We start from the raw sequence: 22,414 nt of genomic DNA on the forward strand, positions 1-22,414 counted from the left end.
GTAAGTAGTCCTGATTGATGATGGTAAAAGGCTGACTATTATGCAAAGTCTTTTTTTTCGCGCTGCACAAAAAGGCGGTCAGCGGTCAAAGAAGTTTCCGCTGTCTTCAGGCTTTATTGCTAAACTGCCGCGACGATTTTCAGGAGAAAGCCATGAAGCCCCGTTCCGTTACGCTGGATGATGTTGCCGCTGCCGCAGGAGTCTCTTACCAGACGGTTTCCCGCGTGCTGAACCATTCTGCCAGCGTGGCGGAAAAGACCCGGCTGAAAGTGGAAGCGGCGATGGTGGCGCTGAACTATGTTCCCAACCGCGTGGCGCAGCAGCTGGCCGGGAAACACTCGCGCACGCTGGGTCTGGCCACCAGCGATCTGGCGCTGCTGGCCCCGGCGCAAATGGCGTCGGCGATTCAGCAGCGTGCCACCGCGTTGGGTTACCGACTGGTGATCGCCATGTCTGGCGCGAAAGGAGCCGACGTGGCGGTGCAGGAATTGCTGGCCCAGCGCGTGGATGCATTACTGGTTAACCTGCCGCTGGATAATGCCAGCGCCAGTCACATTGCCGCACTCACCCGCCCTCTTCCGGGCCTGTTTCTCGATGTCCCGGATGATGCGCCGGTGCCGGCCTGCCAGTACAGTGCAGAAACCGGCGCCCGCCAGGGCATTGAACACCTGCTGGCGTTGGGACATCGGGAGATTGCGCTGCTGAATGGGCCGAAAGCGTCGGTGGCGGCCGCCTCGCGTCATCAAACCTGGCTTAGGGTATTAGCAGAAAATCAGCTTACGCCGCACCGTGAACTGACCGGGGACTGGAGCGCCGAATCAGGCTATCAGGCCACCCTTTCTCTCCTTGGCAGTGCCCTGCCGACCGCCCTGCTGGTCGCTAACGATCAGATGGCGTTAGGTGCGCTGCGGGCGTTGCATCAGGCGGGATTGCAGATCCCTGCGGAGATTTCGGTGGTGGGCTACGACGACACGGCCGAGAGCGCATGGTATCAACCGCCGTTGACCACGGTCCGTCAGGATATCAAGCAGCTGGGTGAGCGCAGCGTGGACTGGTTGGTGCAGACGCTCAATGAGGAGCAGAGTCCGGCGCTGATGCGGCCGTTTGCCACCCGGTTAATGATCCGGGAAACCACCGCCGCGCCGCCGCAACAGCGGGTAAATGCACAGGCGATGAGCGGAAAGCGTCAACAACCTGCAGAAAAAACAAAGGGCGATCGATGATCGCCCCTGGAGTCTGAATCGCTAAACCTTACTGCGGTTTAGGCTCGCCCATCGCTTTCAATTTCTTCGACAGGTCACGACGCTCTTTCGACAGATCGGCATTTTTGATGATGTAGTCATCAACACGATCTTCGTAGTCGCTGCGCATGCTGCCAATGATTTCCTGGATGGCTTCAATGCTCATGCCCGGTTTGATGTATTCGCCAAGGTTATCGAGCAGCAAGACACGCTTCTGGTTATCACGAATTTTCTTTTCGTTATCGTGAATTTCGCGCTGCAGCTTGTTCTTACGACGGAACATCCGCACGAACTCCAGCACGTCCTGAAATGATTGCTTTGCATTTTCCATGAAGACACCTTTCATTTAGGCCTGTTCGCACAGGCGTCATTATCGTAGCACTCAGCTTAGCGGCTCACCGCGGCCGAAGGCAATTTTGAAATTGTAGAGTCGGGCCCTATCTTAGCGCGAACGACTGTTTCCCGCAGTAAGTTGTTGCATATCGCTTATTTACGCAAGACCAGCCGCATTAAATCAGACAGTCTTTCCAGCTGCCCCGCCATTTCCAGGCTCAGCCAGACGTAGCCGTGGATCGCCGTCTCCACCCGCTCGTCGCTGTCATATTCCTTAATCAGCTGTCGCAGTTCGCGGCTGACTTCCGCCAGCTCACCACTGTAAGCCGCAATTTTGTCCGTATTGCCTTCGACAATGGCTTTCGACAGTTTGCGTAGCGTGTTCTCGGTCATTTCCTGGGTATGACGCAGCGCCGGGGCGTTCAGCATGATCAGATGGCTCTCGCGCGAGTTCCACCAGGCATTCAGCTGCAGCTCAAGGGTACAAACCATATTGCGGTTCAGCGTCTGGATACCTTCAAACACCGATTTGGGAATTTTGGTTTCTTTGCTGGACGGCTCAATCAGCGAGCGCATTTTGACGACGCCGGTTAACAATCGCTGTAAAGGCCGCGTCAGCCGGGGCTTCTCCACCAGGTTCGGCGAGAAACCGGCGTGATAGATTTTGGCAGTTTCAAGCAGGGAATCTGAGAGCTTGATGCGCCAGTGGGTATAGGCTTTCTGCGGATAGATGCTGGTAAACAGCAGTGCCAGCAGCGAACCGAAGATCACATCGCCACCGCGCCATAACGCGGTAGTCAGATCGCCCGGCGGCGCGCCGCAAATCACCGCCAGCGTGATGCCGATCAGCAGCGCCATGTAAGGGTGTTTGCCCAGCGTCAGAAAGCCGCACAGGAACATCACGATGGTGCACCACACCAGCATTCCCGGCAGGGAAATCACTTCAAGCTTGAGGGCAATCAGTCCGGAGACCGAGCCAAAGATGGTGCCGCCGATACGCTGCAGCGCACGAGGAAAGACGTTTCCCCAGGATGAAATGGGGCCCATCACCACCACCAGCGTGATCAGCGGCCAGGTCCCTTCCGGGATCTCCAGCAGCCGCACCAGCAAAAAGGTCAGCACAAATGCCAGCGCAATTCGAATGCCATGCACGGTGCGATAGTTGCGGTAGAGCGTGAATTCGAAGGCCGATAACGGCTTGTCCGGGCGCACACAGTTCTCCTGATAACAGTTGAAGCTGGGCATCATACCCGATCGAAAAAAGCGCCGTAATTGATTCTGCACTATTTTTAGTGAGGAATTTCCTTACATCTTTTAAGGAATAACACTAATTAACAAAACGACAACATCTGTTATACATAATACTGTCGTCTTGCTCATATTTTTACACTTTAGATATAACTTTACAGACTGGAACAATAGGAAGCTCAATGCGCAAACCCACTTCAACGCAGCCTGGAGTCACCCGGCGGCAGGTTTTGACATGGTCGACCGGCGCGATAGCGGCTACCGCCACCGGCGTTGCCAAAGCCGTCACCCTTACCGGTGCCCCAGGCTGGACACCTTTTTCAAACAACCCACCCGAAACCTTTGATTCCACTGCCCTGCTGTTTTTCACCGAGGAAGAAGCCGCAACGATAGACGCCATCGTTGACCGCCTGATCCCGGCCGATGAGCTGAGCATGGGCGGTAAAGAAGCCGGGTGTACCGTGTTTATCGATCGCCAGCTGCACGGTTTTTACGGCACCTTTGAACGCCTGTATATGGAAGGCCCGTTTGAAAAAGGCGTTCCGGAACAGGGCGATCAGTCCCCGTTGGTGCCCCGTCAGCGTTATCGCCTGGGCATTGCCGCCCTCAACACGTATTGCCAGACCAGCCATCAGAAAGCCTTTAAAGACCTGACTGCCGAGCAGCAGGACGACATCCTGCATGGCCTGGAAAACGGCAAGATTGCGCTGGACGGTTACGACAGCGCCTCATTCTTTGCTCAAGTGCTGACCAACGCAATGGAAGGCTTCTTCGCCGATCCAATTTATGGCGGCAACAAAGACATGGTTTCCTGGAAGATGCTGGGCTTCCCCGGCGCACGTTATGATTATCGCGACTACATTGGCCGCCATAACCAGGACCTGAAGCTGCAACCGGTGAGCATTGCCGACCTGCCAACCCAGAAAAAAGGATCCTGATATGGCGACCAAACTACCAAAAACCGATGTGGTCATCATCGGCCTGGGCTGGGCTGGCTCGATCATCGCCAATGAACTGGCTGATGAAGGGTTAAACATTGTCGGCATTGAACGCGGCCCGTGGCGCGATACGGCGCGGGATTTCAACGTTGCCACCATTACCGATGAGTTGCGTTATGTGCAACGTGAAGAGCTGATGCTGCGCACCCGCCAGAACACCTGCACCATGCGTAACAATCCTTCGCAGACCGCGTTACCGATGCGCAGCTGGGGATCGTTCCATCCCGGTAACGGCACCGGCGGCGCGGGCAACCACTGGGCGGGAATTACCTTCCGTTTCCAGCCGGAAGAGTTTCGCCTGCGCAGTCATCTGACTGAACGTTACGGTGCAAATGCCATCTCTTCCGATCTGTCGCTGCAGGACTGGGGCATGGATTGGGACGAAATTGAAAAGCACTATATGCAGTTCGAACGTGTTGCCGGCACCTCTGGCAAAGCGGGCGTGATTAATGGCGTGAAGCAGGCAGGCGGCAACCAGTTTGAAGGCTCACGCTCCGGTGAATATCCGACGCCACCAATGAAACAGCCTTATGGCCCGACGCTGTTTGCTGAAGCCGCCCGCAATATGGGCTATAACGCCTTTGCCGTGCCTTCATCGCTGGTGTCCGAGGCCTACACCAACCCGTATGGCGTGACCATGGGGCCCTGTACCTTTTGTGGCTACTGCACCAACTACGGTTGCGCTAACTACTCCAAGGCCAGCGCCATCACCACCGTTCTGCCAGCCCTGATGCGCAAACCCAACTTCACCGCGCATACCAGCAGCGAAGTGTTGCAGGTCTTAACCGACTCCACCGGCAAAAAAGCCACTGGCGTGACCTTTATCGACTCCAGCGGCGATGAATGGGAACAGCCTGCGGATTTGGTGATCGTCGCGGCCTATACCTTCGAGAACGTGCGTCTGATGCTGCTCTCCAACATCGGCAAAGCCTACGATCCGGTGACCAACACCGGTACCACCGGCCGTAACTACGCCTACCAGACCGCGAACGGCGTGACCCTGTTCTTCGATGACAAGAACTTCAACCCGTTTATCGGTGCCGGTGCCGTCGGGATGGGCATTGATGATTTCAATAACGATAACTTCGACCACAGCGGGCTGGGCTTCTTCGGCGGCGGCAGTATTCGCGTGACGCCAATTGGCGCAGCGCCCATCAACAGCCGCCCGGTACCGCCAGGCACGCCAAAATGGGGATCCGACTGGAAGAAGGCCACGGTGAAGAACTACCTCAGCACCATGTCAATCGGGTGTGAGGCAAGCAGCTATACCCAACGCACTAACTATCTGTCGCTGGATCCGAACTACAAGGATCCGCACGGTCGTCCGTTGCTGCGTATCACCTTCGACTTCCCGGAAAACGATCTGCGTATGGCGCAGTACTGCACCGGAAAAGTGGCGGAAATTGCTAAAACCATGAATCCGCGCCAGATCGTTTCCAAGCCGACCAGCGGCCATTGGAACAGCGTGCCCTATCAGTCTTCCCACGTTTGCGGCGGCTTTGTAATGGGTGCCGATCCGTCGAACAGCTCGGTGAACAAGCATCTGCAGGTCTGGGACGTGCCGAATCTGTTTGTAGTCGGTGCGTCTGCCTTCCCGCAAAACCCGGGATATAACCCTACTGGCACCGTCGGCGCGTTGGCCTTTAAGGCCGCGCACGACATTCGCCAGTACTATCTGAAACGTCCAGGGGAGATGATTACCGCATGAAAAAGCGCACGCTTTTCGCACTGGCTGCGATCTCACTCGCGGTGCTCGGCGTTTCTGAAGCCTGGGCACAGCCGGAATACGATCAGATTGAACGTGGCCGCTACATCGCCACGCTGGGTGACTGTACCGCCTGCCATACCGTCGATCCGAAAAAACCGTTCGCCGGTGGCGTTGGCCTGAACACGCCTTTCGGTAAACTGGTTGGTGCCAACATTACTCCCGATCGTGAAACCGGTATCGGCAACTGGAGTTTTGATGACTTCCAGCGCGCCATGTCCGAAGGGATTGGCCACGGTGGCAAGCGGCTATACGGCGCCATGCCGTTCACCGCCTATACCAAAGTCTCCCGCCAGGATAACGCTGACCTGTGGGCGTATTTGCAGAGCCTGCAACCTATCCATCAGGAAATTGAGTCCAACCAGCTGCCCTTTCCGTTTAACGTCCGTACCAGTCTGATTGTCTGGAACTGGATGAACTTCGATAAGGGCGAATTCAAGCCGGATATGAGCAAATCGGCGGAGTGGAACCGTGGCGCTTACCTGGTTGAAGGGTTAGGCCACTGCGGAACCTGCCATACGCCGAAAAACATCCTCGGCGGTGACAAGAACAGCGCGTTCCTGTCCGGCGCGGTGGTCGAAGGCTGGTGGGCACCGAATCTGACCAGCGATGAGCATGCCGGTTTAGGCAAATGGACGCAGGAAGATATCGTCAGCTATCTGCGTACCGGCGTAAACCGGTATGACATCGCGTCCGGGCCGATGGCGGATGCGGTGAAGAACTCGACGCAATACTGGCGCGACGAGGATCTGAAAGCGGTCGCCACCTACCTGAAAGCCACGCCAAAACAGGGCGATGACAAGCCGAGAGCACTGGCCGCAGACGACAGTCGGATGAAAACCGGTGCAACGATTTATGAAGCGAAATGTTCTGCCTGCCATGCGCCTCAGGGCCAGGGCGGTAAGAATATCTTCCCTCAGCTGGCCAATAACCCGCTGGTGAATGCGCCGAACGCCACCTCGCTGATCCATGTGGTGGTTGCGGGCAGCCGTGGCGTGGATACGGATACCCGTCCAACCGCGCCAGCGATGCCTTCGTTTGCCGGCACCCTAAGCAATGAGGAAATGGCCGATGTCATTACCTACGTTCGCAACAGCTGGGGTAATGCCGCATCACCGGTCAGCGCTGGCGATGTGGAGGACCTGAAGGAAGAACTGCGTAAATAGCGTGCCCCGGATGCTTGCTGCAGGGTTAAAACCTGCACGGTAAACCGGCTAAGCCGATTGCAGGGTTCGCAATAAGAGCAGCGTGAGTGATTGCGCTGCTCTTTCATTTTTATTCCGCTTTGCTGACCGGAATATAGAGCTCGATATCCCATTCGCCGCTCTGCGAACCGTCGTTCAGGTAGTGATCAAAACAGGGCCCTTCCGCCATCACATACCCGCTGTCCGGCAGCCACTCATCAAAGAAGGCATACCAGGGTTTGGTGAAATCACCGTCGTTCACATGCACCAGATTCATCGCATAGGTTCCGGCGGGAATGATGCTGAGCCTGGCGCCCTCACTCCCTTCAGGCAGCTCGAAGTCGGTCGGCACGCCGATCACCGTTTCAATTTTCAGCTCTTCCGCTGGCACCGCCCGCGGATTACCGTGATACACGCCCATCCATGGGCCCATCACATTATGCTTGCTGGTCCAGGCCACCAGTTTGTCAAAGCCTTCGGGCGCGGTGACTTCCCACGGGCCCACAAGATGAAAACCGGCTGTTTTGCTCTCTTCACGCTCAACGATTTCAACATTCATCTTCTTGTTCCTCATTAGGATAACTGGTTAAACATACAGTCAGAAGTGTAGATGATCGAGCAAAAAAGCCGCTGAAATGTTGTTTTGCGAGCCAGCCAGCAAAAGACTTTAGTCGGGCCGGGTCAGGCTGAAATCCTGCCACTGCTGGGCGAGCGCCTCGCGCAGATAGTCGACAAACAGCCGCACGCGCGGAGGCTGTTGCTTGCCATTCAACCAGATCGCATGCAGTGGCGCGGCGGGAAGAGGATGGTCAGTGAGAACCTGCACCAGCTTGCCGGATTTGAGGTCGTCTGCCACATCCCAGACAGATTTCACCACGATCCCGGCACCGTGCAGTGCCAGGCCGTGTGCAGCCTCACCGGTATTGACGTGAAAACGGGCGTTGATCTGTACGCTGCGCTGAGATTCCCCGGCGCCAAAGGTCCACTCGGTGACCGGGTTATCGCCAGAGATAATGCAGCTGTGCGCGCTTAACTCCTCCAGTGACAGAGGCTCACCGGCCTGCTGCAGATACGCAGGAGACGCGCAGAGCACGCGCTGATTTGGCACCAGTTCCCGAGCGACCAGCCGGGAATCCGCCAGCGCGCCGTAGCGTATTGCCAAATCGTAGCCGCTGGCCGCCAGATCGATCACCCTGTCGCTCAGGTGAAGATGCAGTTTGACGCTCTGATGCTGTTGCATAAATCGGGTGACAATCGGCGACAGCCAGCGCTGGCCCATACTGTGCGAAGAGGTAATGCGCAAGGTGCCGCTGGCTTTGCCCTGCCTTGATGAGAGCGCACTCTCAATCGAGTCCAGCTCCTGCTGCAGCCGCAGAGCATGTTCGGTAAACACCAACCCTTCGTCGGTCAGCGAGACATGCCGCGTGGTGCGATGAAACAGACGCACGCCAAGCTGCTGCTCCATTTGCGTCAGCCTTTTGCTGACCACAGCCAGCGATAATCCCAGCTGTCGCCCGGCCGCAGAGAGTGAACCACAGGCGACGATGGCGTTGAATAAGGCGATGTCACGGATATCTTTCAGCATAGCGATTCTCAATGTAGCGGCAACAATCCCTTGCAAGTGTTGCATATTCCGTCAAGAAAGCGAGAGGCATAAGCTTGAGGAAAACCTGAGGAGAAGATGATGACTTTTAAACAACAGCAAGTATTAGTGGTCGGCGGCAGTTCCGGGATCGGTGAAGCCATCGCGGCGGCATTCGTGGCTGAAGGTGCCAGGGTGACCATTGCCTCACGCAGTCTGGATAAGCTGCAGGCAGCCGCAGCACGACTGGGAGAGGTCGAAGTTGCCGTGCTGGATACCGCCGACAATCAGCAGATTGAACAGTTCTTTGCTGCGCATCCGGCCTGGGATCATATTGCGATTTCCGCAGCGCAGACGCCGGGCGGACCGGTGAAAAGTCTGCCGCTGGACAGCGCTTACAGCGCAATGGAAAGTAAGTTTTGGGGAGCCTACAGGGTTGCCCGGGCGGCCAAAATTGCTGAACGCGGCTCGCTGACCTTTGTGTCGGGATTTTTGAGCGTTCGTCCGGGCAAAACGGTGTTGCAGGGCGCCATCAACGCGGCGCTGGAGTCATTAGGACGTGGTCTGGCGCTGGAGCTTTCGCCGGTGCGGGTAAATACCGTTTCCCCTGGCGTGATTGAGACGCCGCTATGGGCTGGCATGGAGGACGTCGCCCGGGAGCAACTCTTTGCCACCCTGCGCGAATCGTTACCCGCCAAAACGCTGGGGCAGCCGGAAGATGTGGCGCGCGCGGTGCTGTTTCTGGCCGGAAATGCCTACACCACCGGTTCAACCGTGCTGGTGGATGGCGGTGGTGCCATCAAGCCTTAAGCAGCAGGCGGCCCATTGCGGGCCGCCTGTTTCACTTACAGCTTCTGTTTGATGTAGTCTTCGATGCGGGTAATGATGCCTGCTTCCTTCACTTCCTGCAGGGCAACCAGCTGATAAGACGCCAGCGTCTTGTCGCCATCAACCAGTTGAATCGAACCCACCTGCTCATGGGCTTTCAGTGGCGCTTCCAGATCTTTGCGATCGATAACGTATTTCGCTTTAATCTTTTTCACTTCATCACGCGGCAGGGCCAGATAAACATCTTTATCGCTGCCGACGGAGACCTGATGCGGATTGCCGTACCAGACGTTTTCGTGACCAATTTCTTTGCCGGCATGGAACAGCTGCACGGTATCGAAATTGTTCTGGCCCCAGGTCAGCAGTTTACGCGCCTGCTCTTCACGCCCTTTGGTACTTTTTCCGCCCATGATCACCGCAATCAGACGACGCTGTCCGTCGACGCTGGAAGCAATGATATTAAAACCGGCGCTTTCGGTGTGACCGGTTTTCAGACCGTCGACGTGCAGGGTTTTATCCCATAACAAACCGTTACGATTCTGCTGGGTGATGCCGTTCCAGGTGAGGGATTTTTCGCCATACATCTGATAAAAATCGGGCTCGCCGGAGATAATCGCCCGGGAAAGCTTCGCCAAATCCCCGGCGGTCGTGAACTGACCTGGCGCATCCAGACCGTGAACGGTTTCGAAATGGGTATTGGTCAGGCCCAGCTTGGTGACGTACTGGTTCATCTGATCAACAAAAGCTGACTGGCTGCCCGCGACATAATCGGCCAGCGCAACACAGGCATCGTTACCGGAGTCAATGATCACGCCACGGCTCAGATCGCGGACGGAGACTTTCTCGCCCGGCTTCAGAAACATTAACGACGATCCTTTAAACACCGGATTGCCCGCGCCCCATGCATCCTGCCCTATCGTTACCATGTCATCACGCGTGATGCGCTTGGCATCAATCGCACGGTCGACCACATATCCCGTCATCAGCTTGGTGAGGCTGGCTGGATTGCGACGCTCATCGGCGTTGCCCTGGGTTAACACCTGGCCGGTAGTGGCATCCATCAATACCCAGGAAGCGGCATCGACAGAAGGAGGCGTCATAGGAAAGGCCAACGGATTGTCATCGGCATGAGCCAGGGAGGCAAAAGCCAAAACCACACTTATACTTGCAAGCTGACGCTTCTTCAACGGAACACCCTCAATAATCTGCTGTGTAAAAAAACCAGCCTGTTTTACGGGATCCTGTGCATCATTGTATGAATAAATTGCAAGAAAATATTAATTTTCAGTCGATTAGATTGGTGATTAGTTGAGCGAAAGTTATCAACGGCACAACCAGCCATTAACAAAAGCCCAGGGATATTCTGATAAATTTTACTTTAGGAACAACAGACCTTGTTTCAGCTGACATGTCCTTTACGCTTGGCTTACGAAAATTTACACAAGTATGAGGATTTACTATGTCTGCCACACGAGGCTGGTCTACAGAACTTGAGGGGCTGCGAGGCATCGCGTCACTCTGGGTTCTGGTTGGTCATATCAGTTTACTGATTCATTGCCATATCACGCTGATCTCCTCACCTGGCATTGGTGTGGATCTCTTTATTCTTCTCTCTGGCTACCTGATGGCCAAAAACTATGTTGAGCGCCAACATAAAGAGCCGTGGCAAAGCGCCAGCACCATCAAGACCTTCTGGACGCGCCGTTTTTTCCGTATCGCCCCGCTCTACTATTTACTGCTGATTATCGCACTGGTATATGGTCCGTGGTTTGGTGAAATGCGCGACACCATCGCCCACTTCTATTCCGGCACGGCAACCGAGTCATCGCGCTACTCGGATCAGTCGCTGGCAAATATCCTGACCCATTTCAGCTTCCTGTTCGGCCTGTTGCCGGCTTACGGCTTTAATACCGTGCTGCCAGACTGGAGTATCGGACTGGAGATGCAGTTCTATCTGTTGTTCCCGTTCATCATGCTGGTGACCATGCGCTTTGGCTACGCCACCTCGCTGATTGGCTTTATGGTGCTGTGCTGCGTGGGCCGCTATGTGCTGGCGGATTACTATGAAGCGTTCGAAATGCCTTCAATGATCCTGATAAAGCTGAATATGTTCCTGTCCGGCATGCTGCTGGCTGAAGCCGTGCGCCGTAAAGCGCTGCTGTATGTCGCCTTTGCGCTGCTGGGTCCGGTTGCCAGTAAGGTGATTGGTCTGGAAGCCATTCCGCTGCAGCTGGTGATGGAAGTGCTGATGATTGTCGGCATGGCTGCGATCCTCTGGCAATACGCCGAAGGCAGCCTGATGACCAAAGTCATTGCCCTGCCCCGCAAACTGTTGAACAACCGCGTCAGCACCTGGTTGGGCGATGTGTCCTTCTCGGTCTATCTGCTGCATCTGTTGATTGTGATCCCAGCCATTGCGCTGCTGCTGACCCACACCGGTCTGGGCGGTAAGAGCGACATTATGCGATTCGTCACGGTCTGTGCCATCTGCATCCCGATTACCTATGCGTTAGGATCGTTGCTCTATCGCTACGTTGAAAAGCCTGGGATTCTGATTGGGAAGAAGGTGCTGGGACAACGGCCTGTGGTGAGGGATGTTGCGGGTTAAATTCTTTCAGTGGGAGAGCCATTCTCCCACTCCCTTCTTCGTTAGCCGACACGAGTTTCGTTGCCTCGGAACCCTCATTCCAACTTAAATTTTCCTTCTCTTCATGATGTTCTGGTTATGGTTTACCATGTAAGTCTGAGTCTGATCCTAAACCAGCCAACCAAGCAGTGGAAAATCCCCAGTGAAAGAGAACAAGCCCCAGCCCACCTTCCTGTTCCATGACTATGAGACCTTCGGCAAAAGCCCGTCGCTGGACCGCCCTGCGCAGTTCGCCGGGATCCGAACCGACATGGACTTCAACATCATCGGTGAGCCTGAGGTGTTCTACTGTCAGCCTGCGGATGACTACCTGCCACAGCCGGAAGCGGTGATGATCACCGGGATTACCCCTCAGTTGGCGAAAGCTAAAGGGATCTCCGAGGCTGCTTTCACCAAACGTATTCATGCGCTGTTCAGCGAGCCTAATACCTGCATCGTTGGCTATAACAATGTGCGGTTTGATGATGAGGTCACGCGCAACCTGCTTTATCGCAACTTTTACGATCCCTATGGCTGGGCCTGGCAGCACGGTAATAGCCGCTGGGATTTGCTGGATGTGATGCGAGCCTGCTACGCATTGCGTCCTGAAGGGATCGCGTGGCCAGAAAATGATGACGGTTTGCCGAGTTTCCGTCTGGAGCATCTCACTAAAGCCAACGGCGTTTCCCATGAGAATGCGCATGATGCGATGTCTGATGTATACGCGACTATCGCTATGGCAAAGCTGGTGAAAGAGAAGCAGCCGCGCCTGTATGACTTCCTGTTCACCCATCGCAATAAGAACAAGATCACTGCGTTGATTGATATTCCGCAGATGAAGCCGCTGGTGCATATCTCCGGAATGTTTGGCGCGTTTCGTGGCAACACCAGCTGGATTGCCCCGCTGGCGTGGCACCCGGTCAATAAAAATGCGTTGATTACCTGTGATTTGGCCGGGGATATCACTCCCCTGCTGGAGTTGGATGCGGATACCCTGCGTGAGCGTTTGTATACCCGCCGTGAGGAACTGGGTGATAACGCGCCGGTGCCGGTCAAGCTAATGCATATCAACAAATGCCCGGTGGTGGCGCCGGCCAATACGCTGCGTCCTGAAGATGCTGAACGTTTGGGGATCGATCGCAAGCGTTGCCTGGATAACCTCGCGATACTGCGTCAGCATCCGGAAGTGCGGGAAAAAGTGGTGGCGTTATTCGCTGAAGCCGAGCCTTTCGCCGGCTCCAGCGACGTAGATGCCCAGCTGTATGACGGCTTCTTCAGCGATGCCGACCGCAATACCATGAACATTATTCAGCAGACACTGCCGGAGAATTTACCGGCGCTGGACCTGACATTTAACGATGCACGCATTGAAAAACTGTTGTTCCGCTTCCGCGCCCGTAACTATCCCGGCACGCTGGATGAAGCCGAACAGACACGCTGGTTGCAGCATCGTCGCGAAGCCTTGAACCCAGAGCGAGTGCAAAGCTATGTGCAGGAGCTGGAAATGCTGTTCAATCAGTATGAAGGTGATATCGGAAAAGAAAAAGATTTAAAAATGTTATTTCAGTATGTCCAAAATCTAACTAGTTAGGGAGGATGAAGTGCGCATAAAGGAATAAAATATCATCAAATAAATTTGAAAATAATGTTAATATACTGTCAAAAAAATGAGTAAACATTCAAGATGGCCGTTATGAATTCGACTTTTATAAAATATGTATTAGTAGGCATTCTTAACACTGCTATCCACTGGTCTGCCATGGGTTGCTGTGTTTATTTATTGAAAATCAATCAGGCAGCGAGTAATTTTATTGGATTTAGCCTTGCCGTGACCTTCAGTTTTTTTGTAAATGCAACATGGACTTTTGAATCGAAGACTTCATTAAAACGTTACTTTCTGTTTGTTGGATTCATGGGATTACTCGCTTATAGTTTCGGATGGATGGGCGACAAGCTTTCTCTTGAACCACTTCTGACAGCCGCTTTCTTCTCGGCATTTAGCTTGGTTTGCGGCTATCTATATTCCAAATTCATTATATTTTCCGTCAAAAACACTTAATCTTGATAAGCTAGACTTAAAGGATCTTGTATGGTTTCAGTAAATGATACACAAATAAGTCATAATGAAAAATTAAAAAATAAACTAATATGTTTATTATTTTTGATCTTCGTAGCATTTTCTTTTTCATGGGTGTTGCATGTTAAGCCCCCCTTTACTTCTCCAGATGAAGTGGCGCATCTTTCCCGCGCTGACGCTTTAAGAAATGGCTACGTTTATCTGGTTTCACCTGATTCGAAGATAAATTCTGGTGGAAATATTGATAAATCATTGGATATATTCAGGACGCAATACGATAGAGTGATTAGAAACCATGATCCTTCTCTTCCTAATGAGTTAAAAAATAAAATGAGATCGCTCCACTGGAGCGGTGAAAATAAATTCTTTTCGATGGCGAATACAGCATTTTATTTCCCACTGGTTTATTCACCTCAAGCATTAGGTTTTAGTCTTGGTCATTTATTTAATTTGAATGTTTTTACCACATATAAATTAGTCAGCGCATTAAACTTAATAACGATCACAATATTAGTTATTTTCGCATGGAGGTTGCATCCTATTCCTGGTCCAGCACTAGTAATTATGTTGCTACCAATGAGTGTGTTTCAATTTTTCTCACCCACCATCGATGGATTAACTTTCGCGTTAGCAGCTTTTCTAATGTCTCTTTTTTGTAATCTTCTAAAAAATGAGAAAAACTCGCATTCATACGCGAAAATGATATTACTTTGCATAACAGCATTTATCCTAAGTAGTAGTCGGGCAAATTTACTACCGCTATTGTTATTTCCTCTGTGGCTATTTATCAAAACTAAAGAACGCTCATATCTATATGGCTTCATAGTTACATCATTATTAGTATTATTCTGGACTTATTTTTCCATTAAAACTGTTCATGATAATGGAATACATCATCCGGGAATTGAACAAATCGATGTACTTAAACATTATATCAAGCATCCGTTGGAAGTGTTTTCAATTATCTGGAATACAATTTCTAATTACGGCACCATAAAATCTTATGTTCTGAGTTTTATTGGGGTTTTGGGATGGCTGGATGCACCACTGACAGACTTTGCATATTGGTATTTTGGTCTTTTCATCTATACAATATTTGTCATTAATATATTTTCGAAAAATATACTGCAGAGAAAATCCGAAACAATTTTACTGGCACTCTTTTCCGTAGCTGTAATCACGTTAACATTCTGCGCGCTGTTAGTACAATGGTCGACCTTCCCTGCTACACGAGTAGACGGTGTGCAGGGACGATACTTTATCATCCCAATGATCATTTTGGGCTACGCGATCATGGACAAGCCCGAACTTAGAAAGTTATCACTTATTTTATCCGCTATCATGGCAGTAGCGTCAGTATATTCAGTGCATTTGGCACTTGAAACACGTTACTTCTGATAAGTATGTTGGAGCTATCAATGAATACACTGTATCGAAACCTAAAAATTGCTGTCATTGTTCCTTGTTACAATGAAGAAATGTCTGTGGCAACCGTTATAAGCCAGTTTCGTCAATACCTACCTGAGGCCGATATTTATATTTTTGATAATAATTCTAAAGATAAAACTGCGTTTATTGCTAAAGAACAGGGAGCACATGTTCATTTAGTACAATTAAAGGGAAAAGGCAACGTGGTTCGCCGGATGTTCTCTGATGTAGAAGCTGATGTATATGTCATGGTCGATGGCGATGCTACCTATGACGCAACTGCGGCGAAAGTCATGATCGATAAACTGGTGGATGACAGGCTGGATATGGTTGTTGGGTGTCGTAAAGAAAATGGTGATGCGGCAACTTATCGACAGGGACATAGGCTGGGAAATAAGATGCTAACTGGCACGGTAACGACCATTTTTAAAGGCCAGTTTACCGATATGCTGTCTGGTTACCGGGCATTTACACGACGCTATGTTAAATCATTCCCGTGTTTGTCTCGCGGATTTGAAATTGAAACAGAATTGACCATACATGCTTTGGAACTTAGAATGCGCTATGGTGAAGTTGAGACCAGTTACGGTGAACGGCCAGAGGGGTCAGTCAGTAAACTGTCAACTTACAAAGATGGCGTTAAAATCCTAAAGACAATTGTAAAGTTGTATATGACCGAAAGGCCATTTTATTTCTTCCTTCTTATTAGCTCATTACTCGTGTTAATTTCATTATTTCTTGGACTACCCATTTTATGGGAATATGAAAATACAGGGTTAGTCCCAAGATTTCCTACAGCAATCCTTTCGTCGGCAGTTATGACTATAGCCATAATCTCATTCGTATGCGGAATTATTTTAGAATCTGTAACTATGGGCAGAAGAGAAATGAAAGCGCTGTTCTATCTCAATGCGGGTAACGGCATAGATAATAATAAATAACCTTAAAATTTGAGCTTGCAGATCAAGCCTGCAAGCTCAAAATTATTTTATTTATAAATCCTCATTGTAAAAGTTCCTTTTATTTTATCGCCATCAACAAATGATAATCCTTCCAGATAGCGATTGCCCTTCAAATCTTGTGGACCATACGCCGTTCCCAAAAATTCAGGATGCTCTTTGAATTCACCCAGCGCCCACCATGTAACAGCATTTCCTGCTTCACTGCCGTCAGCTTTGACTTTTAAGGCGTAAGTCTTACCATGTTCAAGAATAAGGTTATCGAATTTAAAAGACACCCAGCTATTATCACTTATTGAATTTATCTGAATTCTACTATCAGCAAGTAGCTTGGTGTCAGAATATAAATCCATTTGCAGTGTTCCTGAGTTATGTCTTTGATAAGTTCCGATAAAAATATCAATCCGCTTTAAAATATCTGATTGTGCAGTAAATGTTTGTTCAAAAACCCTACCTTTTGTTAGCTCACCATAATTACTGTTAAAAGTATCTTGCCCATAATAGTCTTTAAAAAATGCAGCATAGGATGGATAAAAGGAGAGAAGTAGCGTTAAAGTAAGGAGCGAAAAAACTAAATACCTAAAGAATCTGTTTACTAGACAGTCAACCGCATGGGCAAAGAACACAATAAAAAAAGGTATAAAGCCATAGAAATATCTGGACTGCATAGCTCCTGGATATCCGGTAGCATGATTAAGCGCATGTATCTCACAAAAATATAAGATCATGAAAATCACATAACCGAAAAAGAAGATCAAGAATAACTGCACGAATTTATTATTTTCACTTTTCAACTTAATGAATGAAATCATCAAAAAAACAGGCATCATCACTAATACAAATGCATCAAGCTTTTCTCTTATTAAGATGTCATCAAATATTTGATGACCGTAAGGATCTAGCAAAGTATATACATTAGAATTATAAAATGCGACCAAATGTTCAAGTAACCCCATACGTGGCGCATTGGGAACAGTTAATTTGTACCAAATGCTCGGATTCTCTTGCGCTGAGGGGAAAAAATGCCCAAATTTATAATAGGTGAAAGAATAGTAAATTATGACTATTAAAGCAGCAAGGATAATCCATAACCAGTCATAAAATTTTAATTTACTCAACGTCTGGACAATTTTTTTATTTTGAAAAATTAAGTATACTGAAATGATACATACAATCGCCAGTGCCCCTGTAGCTTTAGTCAGGGCTGTTATTACACATCCCAGAAGAAAATACCTAATGAAATAGGTAAGATTATCATCCTTATCGTAAAAAAGAACAAATGAATAAAAAACCAAAGTGCACCCTAAAATCATCAAAGGATCATTATTATACGAAGCACTCAACATAATAAACATAGGGATACTGAGTAGTGGAAAGAATGCGAAGAATATGGATATCTTCCTCACATTCATCACCAATAATGATTTATAAATATATATAATTGTCAGTGCTGATATAAAGTAATTCACGAGTCGAAATGATTTATAAGATACATCCACCATGAGCAAAGTTAATTTTGAAATATATCCTGTTAAAAGATAGTACAATGCTGGGTGCTCGAGATAGTTTAACTTGTTTGATTCAAATCCATATCCATTTACATAGTCAGGAAAACCAGATTTAATAACATTAATGACGAAGCCAAGATGTTGTGTCTCGTCAGGAAATAATCCTAACCTGGTTGATATGTTATATCCAATGCATAGAAGGAAAAGCAACATCAAGATGCTATACAACCCCGCGTGCGATGTTAAATTAGAATATATAATTTTCTTACCATCTTCACTAACATTCATTATTTAATGCTCTTGAGTTAATTTAAATGATTTATTTAGGTACGCTGATACAAAAAATAATATATCGCCTATAACGGTGACTATTCTTCCTAACAAAACGGCCAATAGCAGCTCTGCATTGGGTATGTACTCACTTAAAAAATAGACTACGACTAATTCTCTAATGCCAATGCCAGCAGGTGCGCCTGGCATCACTAACCCCGCTAACCAGGCAATCGTATAGACACCTAAAGTAGTGCATATCACTGAAATATCTAAAACCCGCCCATGGGCTAAAAGGGTGAGGATAGTGGTAAAAATGAAAGCTGATGAGAGCAAAAATAAGAATTGATAGATAATCGCTTTACTTAAGGATAGACTAAAATAAAATCTGGCAATTAGAATAACCCCAATATAGCTACAGAACAAAAGTGTCAAAGCCATAATCAGGGACAGGTTGGGAAAAAGTACAGAGAGAACAATCCATCCCATCAATGCTCCTCCACACGATATCATAATCAACTCGAGAAGGTTTGACTTCAGTACTAATTTCCCCGGTAAACCTGCAGCCATAGCTAAAGCTTGTCTTCCCGCTATATGGAAAATATTACCTGGTACATACTTTGCTAATTGTGAAATACCATAAGCTTGGAAAGCCCAACGTGATGAAACTCTCATGTTGTAATGTTCAAGTATATTTTTCCATGCAACCACTAAAAATATGTTAGCGCCCGCATAGCAAACACTTAACACACCAATCGCCATCCATGAAATAATACTAACATGGTTGATGCTATCTGCTTGCCAATATTGTTTTAACTTTAGAGAAACAAAAACAACTCCAGCTATCGCAAGCAGGGTCCCAATATAGTTAATGCAGGTTTTTAAAACCTTTATTATCCTGTTTTTCGACGACATAATACCATTGTCCAAGGTAATGGGCTTTTGACTTCTACAACATCAAAGTAAGTTGATACCATTTTAATAAATCCTGGTTTCGACCAATGTTGCAAATGACCTGGAGTATTACCCATATCTAAACAATATTTCCCTCTGGCAAAGTTTAATATGCGCCATAGCGGTTCCCTGGGTACGCTGAGAAGGATATAATTTTGAGTGACTCTCTGCAGAGCGCGCAGGCCTTCTTCAGGATCCTCTAAATGTTCAAGTACTTCACAACAAACAATAAGGTCAGCTGCATCTTCCTCTGCGTCAAGGTCATAGATACTCCTGGTGCTGAACTGTTCGATTGAAACGCCAACCTGTTTAGCATTGTCTCGCGCAATTTCAATCACTTGATGAGAGAAATCACACCCACGAGCTTCAATGCCGCTCTGATTCCATTTAGTCACCCAATACCCTTCACCACATCCTATTTCATGTATAGTGCAAGGGTTAGCTTTGGAAGACAAAGTCATCAGTGACTCCTCAAAGCCTTTCATCATCCATCTCACGATAGGATTACGTGCGCCATATTTATCATAGGTGTTACCCACAACAATGCCGTCTTCAGTCTTGCCACCTGCAATTTTCATACTCATTTAATCATCTCAAATGTTCATCAATTGTGTTATAGCTATCTTCAACTTTTTTAATTACAGAGCTCTGAATAAGCTTATTTATTTTTTCCATTTTCTTGTGCAGATTTGAACCTTAGATCTTCCAACAACTTTCTGTTTGCTGAAAGCAAATCTGCAATGAAGGCTATTAATATTGTTTGAAAGCCCATACCCAAGAGCACAGATGCCAAAATCAGGGATTGAATATGCCCAGTCCCTTCACCATTAATATAATTAAAAACAAATCTCAGGCCTATTAAAAAACCCGCAGAAAATAGCACTAGCCCAATCGTGCCGAAAAAACGGAATGGGCGATAAATGACAAAAATCCTGATTATAGTTATTATACTTCGATTGATGTATGAAAAAATACTTTTCACTAACTTAGAGGGCCTAAGATCTTCATTAACTCGAATTGGGACAGAAGTGATCGCGATATTTTTTTGTCCAGCCTGAATAATCGTTTCTAATGTGTAAGTATAGTCACTGAAAACAATTAGCTTCTGAGCTGTTTCCCTGCTCATAGCCCGAAAGCCACTTGGTGCATCTGGAATATCGGTTTTACTGGCTAAGCGCACAACCCAACTACCCAGCCTTTGTAAAACTTTCTTAACCGGTGAGAAATGCTCAATAGTTTGTACTGGACGTGCACCGATAACGAATTCAGCTCTACCATTCAGAATTGGCTGTGTGAGCGAAGGGATATCGTCAGCTTCGTATTGGTTATCTGCATCCGTATTGACAATGACATCAGCGCCTGCGTCAAGACAGGCATTAACTCCGGTCATGAACGCTCTGGCAAGCCCCTTATTGACGGGATGCTTAACAATATGGTCAACACCACAAGCTTGAGCCACTGCTACAGTGTTGTCGCTACTGCCATCGTCGATAATTAACCATTCAACTTTTTCAAATCCTTCTACGCTACGCGGTAGAGCCTGTAGGGCAATAGCGAGTGTTTGACCTTCATTAAAGCAGGGTATTTGTATGATTAGTTTCACTACAAAAGCTCTCAATGTTATCTAGTTTCTACTCAGAAACAGATGCTGTGCCAACCTGCATTTTAAAGGACTTTTTACAGGACATTAACAGCAATACTAACAAATTATGCTAATAGTAAAAGAGAAGTATTTCAAAAGACTCAAATGTTATTAATCTATTAAAGAAAAGGGCGCCGAAGCGCCCTTTCCTTTTGCAACATCGCCAGAAATTACATCGGCTCTTCAGTGCACTGCGGCACCGGGTTGCGGAAGCTGCGGGTGACGAAGGCCAGATAAATCAGACCAATCGTGCCCCACACCAGACCCAGAATCATCGAGCTCTCTTCCAGGTTGATCCACAACGCACCTACCGTTAACGCACCGCACAGCGGCAACAGCAGGAAGTTGACGTTATCTTTCAGCGTCTTGTTACGGCCTTCGCGGATCCAGAACTGCGAAATCACCGACAGGTTAACAAAGGTAAACGCCACCAGCGCACCAAAGTTAATCAACGCCGTCGCGGTCACCAAATCAAAGGTGATAGACGACAGGGCGATTGCGCCAACCAGCAGCACGTTCAACGCCGGGGTACGCCATTTCGGATGGATATAACCGAAGAAGCGCTCCGGGAAGACGCCGTCACGGCCCATCACATACATCAGGCGGGATACGCCAGCATGTGCCGCCATACCGGACGCCAGAACGGTGACACAGGAGAAGATCAGAATGCCGAACTGGAAGGCCTTGCCTGCCACGTAAAGCATGATCTCTGGCTGTGACGCATCAGGATCCTTGAAGCGTGAAATGTCCGGGAAGTAAAGTTGCAGGAAGTACGACACCACCACAAAAATCACCCCACCGATCAGTGCCGTCAGGAAGATGGCTTTAGGGATGACGCGCTCTGCATCTTTGGTCTCTTCAGACAGCGAACTGATGCCGTCGAAGCCCAGGAACGAGAAGCACAATATGGTCGCACCGGTGATCATCGGTACCACGTGCGCATTCTCAGACCAGAATGGTTTGCTGCTGACCAGCGTGCCGGCACCTTCGCCGTGCGCTACGCCATACACCACCATTGCCATAATGGCGACCATCACCACCACCTGCAGCACCACGATCACGCTGTTGAAGTTGGCGACGGTTTTGATGCCTTTCAGGTTGGAAAGGGTCATAAAGCCGACCAGCATCACCACGAAGATCCATGACGGGATACCCGGCACCAGGGCTTCGAAGTAAATTTTAGCCAGCAGAATGTTGATCATCGGCATGAACAGGTAGTCCAGCAGCGATGACCAGCCCACCATAAAACCGACGTGTGGGCTGATAGCTTTCTGAGCGTAGGTATAGGCCGAACCCGCGGATGGGAAGCGACGGACCAACTTGCCATAGCTCAGCGCTGTAAACAGAATGGCGATTAACGCGAACGCGTAAGCCGTGGCCACGTGACCATCGGTCAGGCCAGAGACAATGCCGAAGGTATCAAACAGGGTCATTGGCTGCATATAGGCCAACCCCATCATTACCACAGGCAATAATGTCAGCGTTTTTTTCAGTTGTGGACGGGACGTTTGAGGATTAAGCGACATGATTCAGCCTCCCCATAGCATCAACCGTTCTGGGTTGAACCACAGGGAAACTTCGCGCATTGCGAGAGCTGTTCTTACATTGGGAAACGGACTGGCAGGAGTGGGTGAAAGTGGTGCCTGCCGCGGCGCCGTAGTCATCACGCTGGCGAATACCGGCGTGAACTGGAGTAATAAAGTGTAGCCCCATCAATCTTATCCTCAACATAGCACGTCCGTGCGTGCTAAAAGCGACTATCTATCCGGTT

General features: G+C 49.2%; 20 protein-coding genes. 10 read left to right on the forward strand and 10 right to left on the reverse strand.

The genetic code is table 11. The features are described from left to right. The first annotated feature begins 152 nt into the window (after nt 1-152). Complete coding sequence (locus EBC_RS16130) at nt 153-1,223, forward strand: LacI family DNA-binding transcriptional regulator (RefSeq protein WP_013202898.1); 1,071 nt, start codon at nt 153-155, stop codon at nt 1,221-1,223. Between the two features lie 28 nt (nt 1,224-1,251). On the opposite strand, the gene EBC_RS16135 is transcribed toward EBC_RS16130, so the two are convergent. Together EBC_RS16135 and EBC_RS16140 are read right to left on the reverse strand one after the other, a co-directional pair. Next, nucleotides 1,252-1,572, reverse strand: a complete 321-nt coding sequence (locus EBC_RS16135; RefSeq protein WP_013202899.1) for a DUF496 family protein — start codon at nt 1,570-1,572, stop codon at nt 1,252-1,254. A gap of 155 nt (nt 1,573-1,727) precedes the next feature. After that, nucleotides 1,728-2,786, reverse strand: coding sequence for an FUSC family protein (locus EBC_RS16140; RefSeq protein WP_013202900.1), 1,059 nt, complete (start codon nt 2,784-2,786; stop codon nt 1,728-1,730). A 218-nt stretch (nt 2,787-3,004) separates the two neighbouring features. On the opposite strand from EBC_RS16140, the gene EBC_RS16145 reads away from it, so the two are divergent. The 3 genes from EBC_RS16145 to EBC_RS16155 are packed head-to-tail and all read left to right on the forward strand — an operon-like array spanning nt 3,005 to nt 6,751. Further along, entirely contained in the window at nt 3,005-3,760 is a 756-nt protein-coding gene (locus EBC_RS16145) for a gluconate 2-dehydrogenase subunit 3 family protein (RefSeq protein WP_013202901.1), read from the forward strand. A gap of 1 nt (nt 3,761) precedes the next feature. After that, on the forward strand, nt 3,762-5,528 hold the full coding sequence (locus EBC_RS16150; protein ID WP_013202902.1) for a GMC family oxidoreductase: 1,767 nt from the start codon (nt 3,762-3,764) through the stop codon (nt 5,526-5,528). Further along, entirely contained in the window at nt 5,525-6,751 is a 1,227-nt protein-coding gene (locus EBC_RS16155) for a cytochrome c (RefSeq protein WP_013202903.1), read from the forward strand. Before EBC_RS16150 ends, EBC_RS16155 begins: the two co-directional genes overlap by 4 nt. Nucleotides 6,752-6,860: 109 nt before the next feature. Here the strand turns inward: EBC_RS16155 and sbmC are convergent, their stop codons facing one another. Together sbmC and EBC_RS16165 are read right to left on the reverse strand one after the other, a co-directional pair. After that, nucleotides 6,861-7,328, reverse strand: coding sequence for a DNA gyrase inhibitor SbmC (sbmC, locus tag EBC_RS16160; RefSeq protein WP_013202904.1), 468 nt, complete (start codon nt 7,326-7,328; stop codon nt 6,861-6,863). A 108-nt stretch (nt 7,329-7,436) separates the two neighbouring features. Then, complete coding sequence (locus EBC_RS16165; RefSeq protein WP_013202905.1) at nt 7,437-8,354, reverse strand: LysR family transcriptional regulator; 918 nt, start codon at nt 8,352-8,354, stop codon at nt 7,437-7,439. A 99-nt stretch (nt 8,355-8,453) separates the two neighbouring features. On the opposite strand from EBC_RS16165, the gene EBC_RS16170 reads away from it, so the two are divergent. After that, nucleotides 8,454-9,161 (forward strand): SDR family oxidoreductase, encoded by a 708-nt coding sequence (locus EBC_RS16170; protein WP_013202906.1) that lies wholly within the window; start codon nt 8,454-8,456, stop codon nt 9,159-9,161. A 35-nt stretch (nt 9,162-9,196) separates the two neighbouring features. Here the strand turns inward: EBC_RS16170 and dacD are convergent, their stop codons facing one another. Next, complete coding sequence (dacD, locus tag EBC_RS16175) at nt 9,197-10,366, reverse strand: serine-type D-Ala-D-Ala carboxypeptidase DacD (protein WP_041692060.1); 1,170 nt, start codon at nt 10,364-10,366, stop codon at nt 9,197-9,199. A gap of 272 nt (nt 10,367-10,638) precedes the next feature. Here dacD and EBC_RS16180 point away from each other — a divergent pair, with 272 nt between their 5' ends. From EBC_RS16180 to EBC_RS16200, 5 genes are all read left to right on the forward strand, one after another. Then, nucleotides 10,639-11,787, forward strand: coding sequence for an acyltransferase family protein (locus tag EBC_RS16180; RefSeq protein WP_013202908.1), 1,149 nt, complete (start codon nt 10,639-10,641; stop codon nt 11,785-11,787). 181 nt (nt 11,788-11,968) lie between these two features. Continuing rightward, nucleotides 11,969-13,396 carry an exodeoxyribonuclease I gene (gene sbcB, locus EBC_RS16185; protein ID WP_013202909.1) on the forward strand — a complete coding sequence of 476 codons (1,428 nt, stop codon included), beginning with the start codon at nt 11,969-11,971 and terminating at the stop codon, nt 13,394-13,396. 102 nt (nt 13,397-13,498) lie between these two features. Then, nucleotides 13,499-13,864, forward strand: coding sequence for a GtrA family protein (locus EBC_RS16190; protein ID WP_041692358.1), 366 nt, complete (start codon nt 13,499-13,501; stop codon nt 13,862-13,864). Between the two features lie 30 nt (nt 13,865-13,894). Next, nucleotides 13,895-15,280: a DUF2142 domain-containing protein gene (locus tag EBC_RS25180; protein WP_013202911.1), complete on the forward strand. Its 1,386-nt coding sequence runs from the start codon at nt 13,895-13,897 to the stop codon at nt 15,278-15,280. A 20-nt stretch (nt 15,281-15,300) separates the two neighbouring features. Beyond that, complete coding sequence (locus tag EBC_RS16200) at nt 15,301-16,251, forward strand: glycosyltransferase (protein ID WP_013202912.1); 951 nt, start codon at nt 15,301-15,303, stop codon at nt 16,249-16,251. Between the two features lie 47 nt (nt 16,252-16,298). On the opposite strand, the gene EBC_RS16205 is transcribed toward EBC_RS16200, so the two are convergent. The 5 genes from EBC_RS16205 to EBC_RS16225 all read right to left on the reverse strand — a co-directional run bounded on the left by EBC_RS16205 (nt 16,299) and on the right by EBC_RS16225 (nt 22,169). Then, complete coding sequence (locus EBC_RS16205; protein WP_013202913.1) at nt 16,299-18,065, reverse strand: ArnT family glycosyltransferase; 1,767 nt, start codon at nt 18,063-18,065, stop codon at nt 16,299-16,301. Between the two features lie 3 nt (nt 18,066-18,068). Next, entirely contained in the window at nt 18,069-18,962 is an 894-nt protein-coding gene (locus tag EBC_RS16210) for a lysylphosphatidylglycerol synthase domain-containing protein (protein ID WP_013202914.1), read from the reverse strand. Next, a complete protein-coding gene (locus EBC_RS16215) occupies nt 18,941-19,585 on the reverse strand; it encodes a class I SAM-dependent methyltransferase (protein ID WP_231853667.1) in 645 nt (214 codons plus the stop codon). Before EBC_RS16215 ends, EBC_RS16210 begins: the two co-directional genes overlap by 22 nt. Before the next feature lie 74 nt (nt 19,586-19,659). Continuing rightward, a complete protein-coding gene (locus EBC_RS16220; RefSeq protein ID WP_013202915.1) occupies nt 19,660-20,604 on the reverse strand; it encodes a glycosyltransferase family 2 protein in 945 nt (314 codons plus the stop codon). 209 nt (nt 20,605-20,813) lie between these two features. After that, a complete protein-coding gene (locus EBC_RS16225; protein ID WP_013202916.1) occupies nt 20,814-22,169 on the reverse strand; it encodes an APC family permease in 1,356 nt (451 codons plus the stop codon). Nucleotides 22,170-22,414 lie beyond the last annotated feature (245 nt).

The sequence above is a fragment of the Erwinia billingiae Eb661 genome (genome assembly GCF_000196615.1).
In the GTDB taxonomy this organism is placed as follows: Bacteria; Pseudomonadota; Gammaproteobacteria; order Enterobacterales; family Enterobacteriaceae; genus Erwinia; species Erwinia billingiae.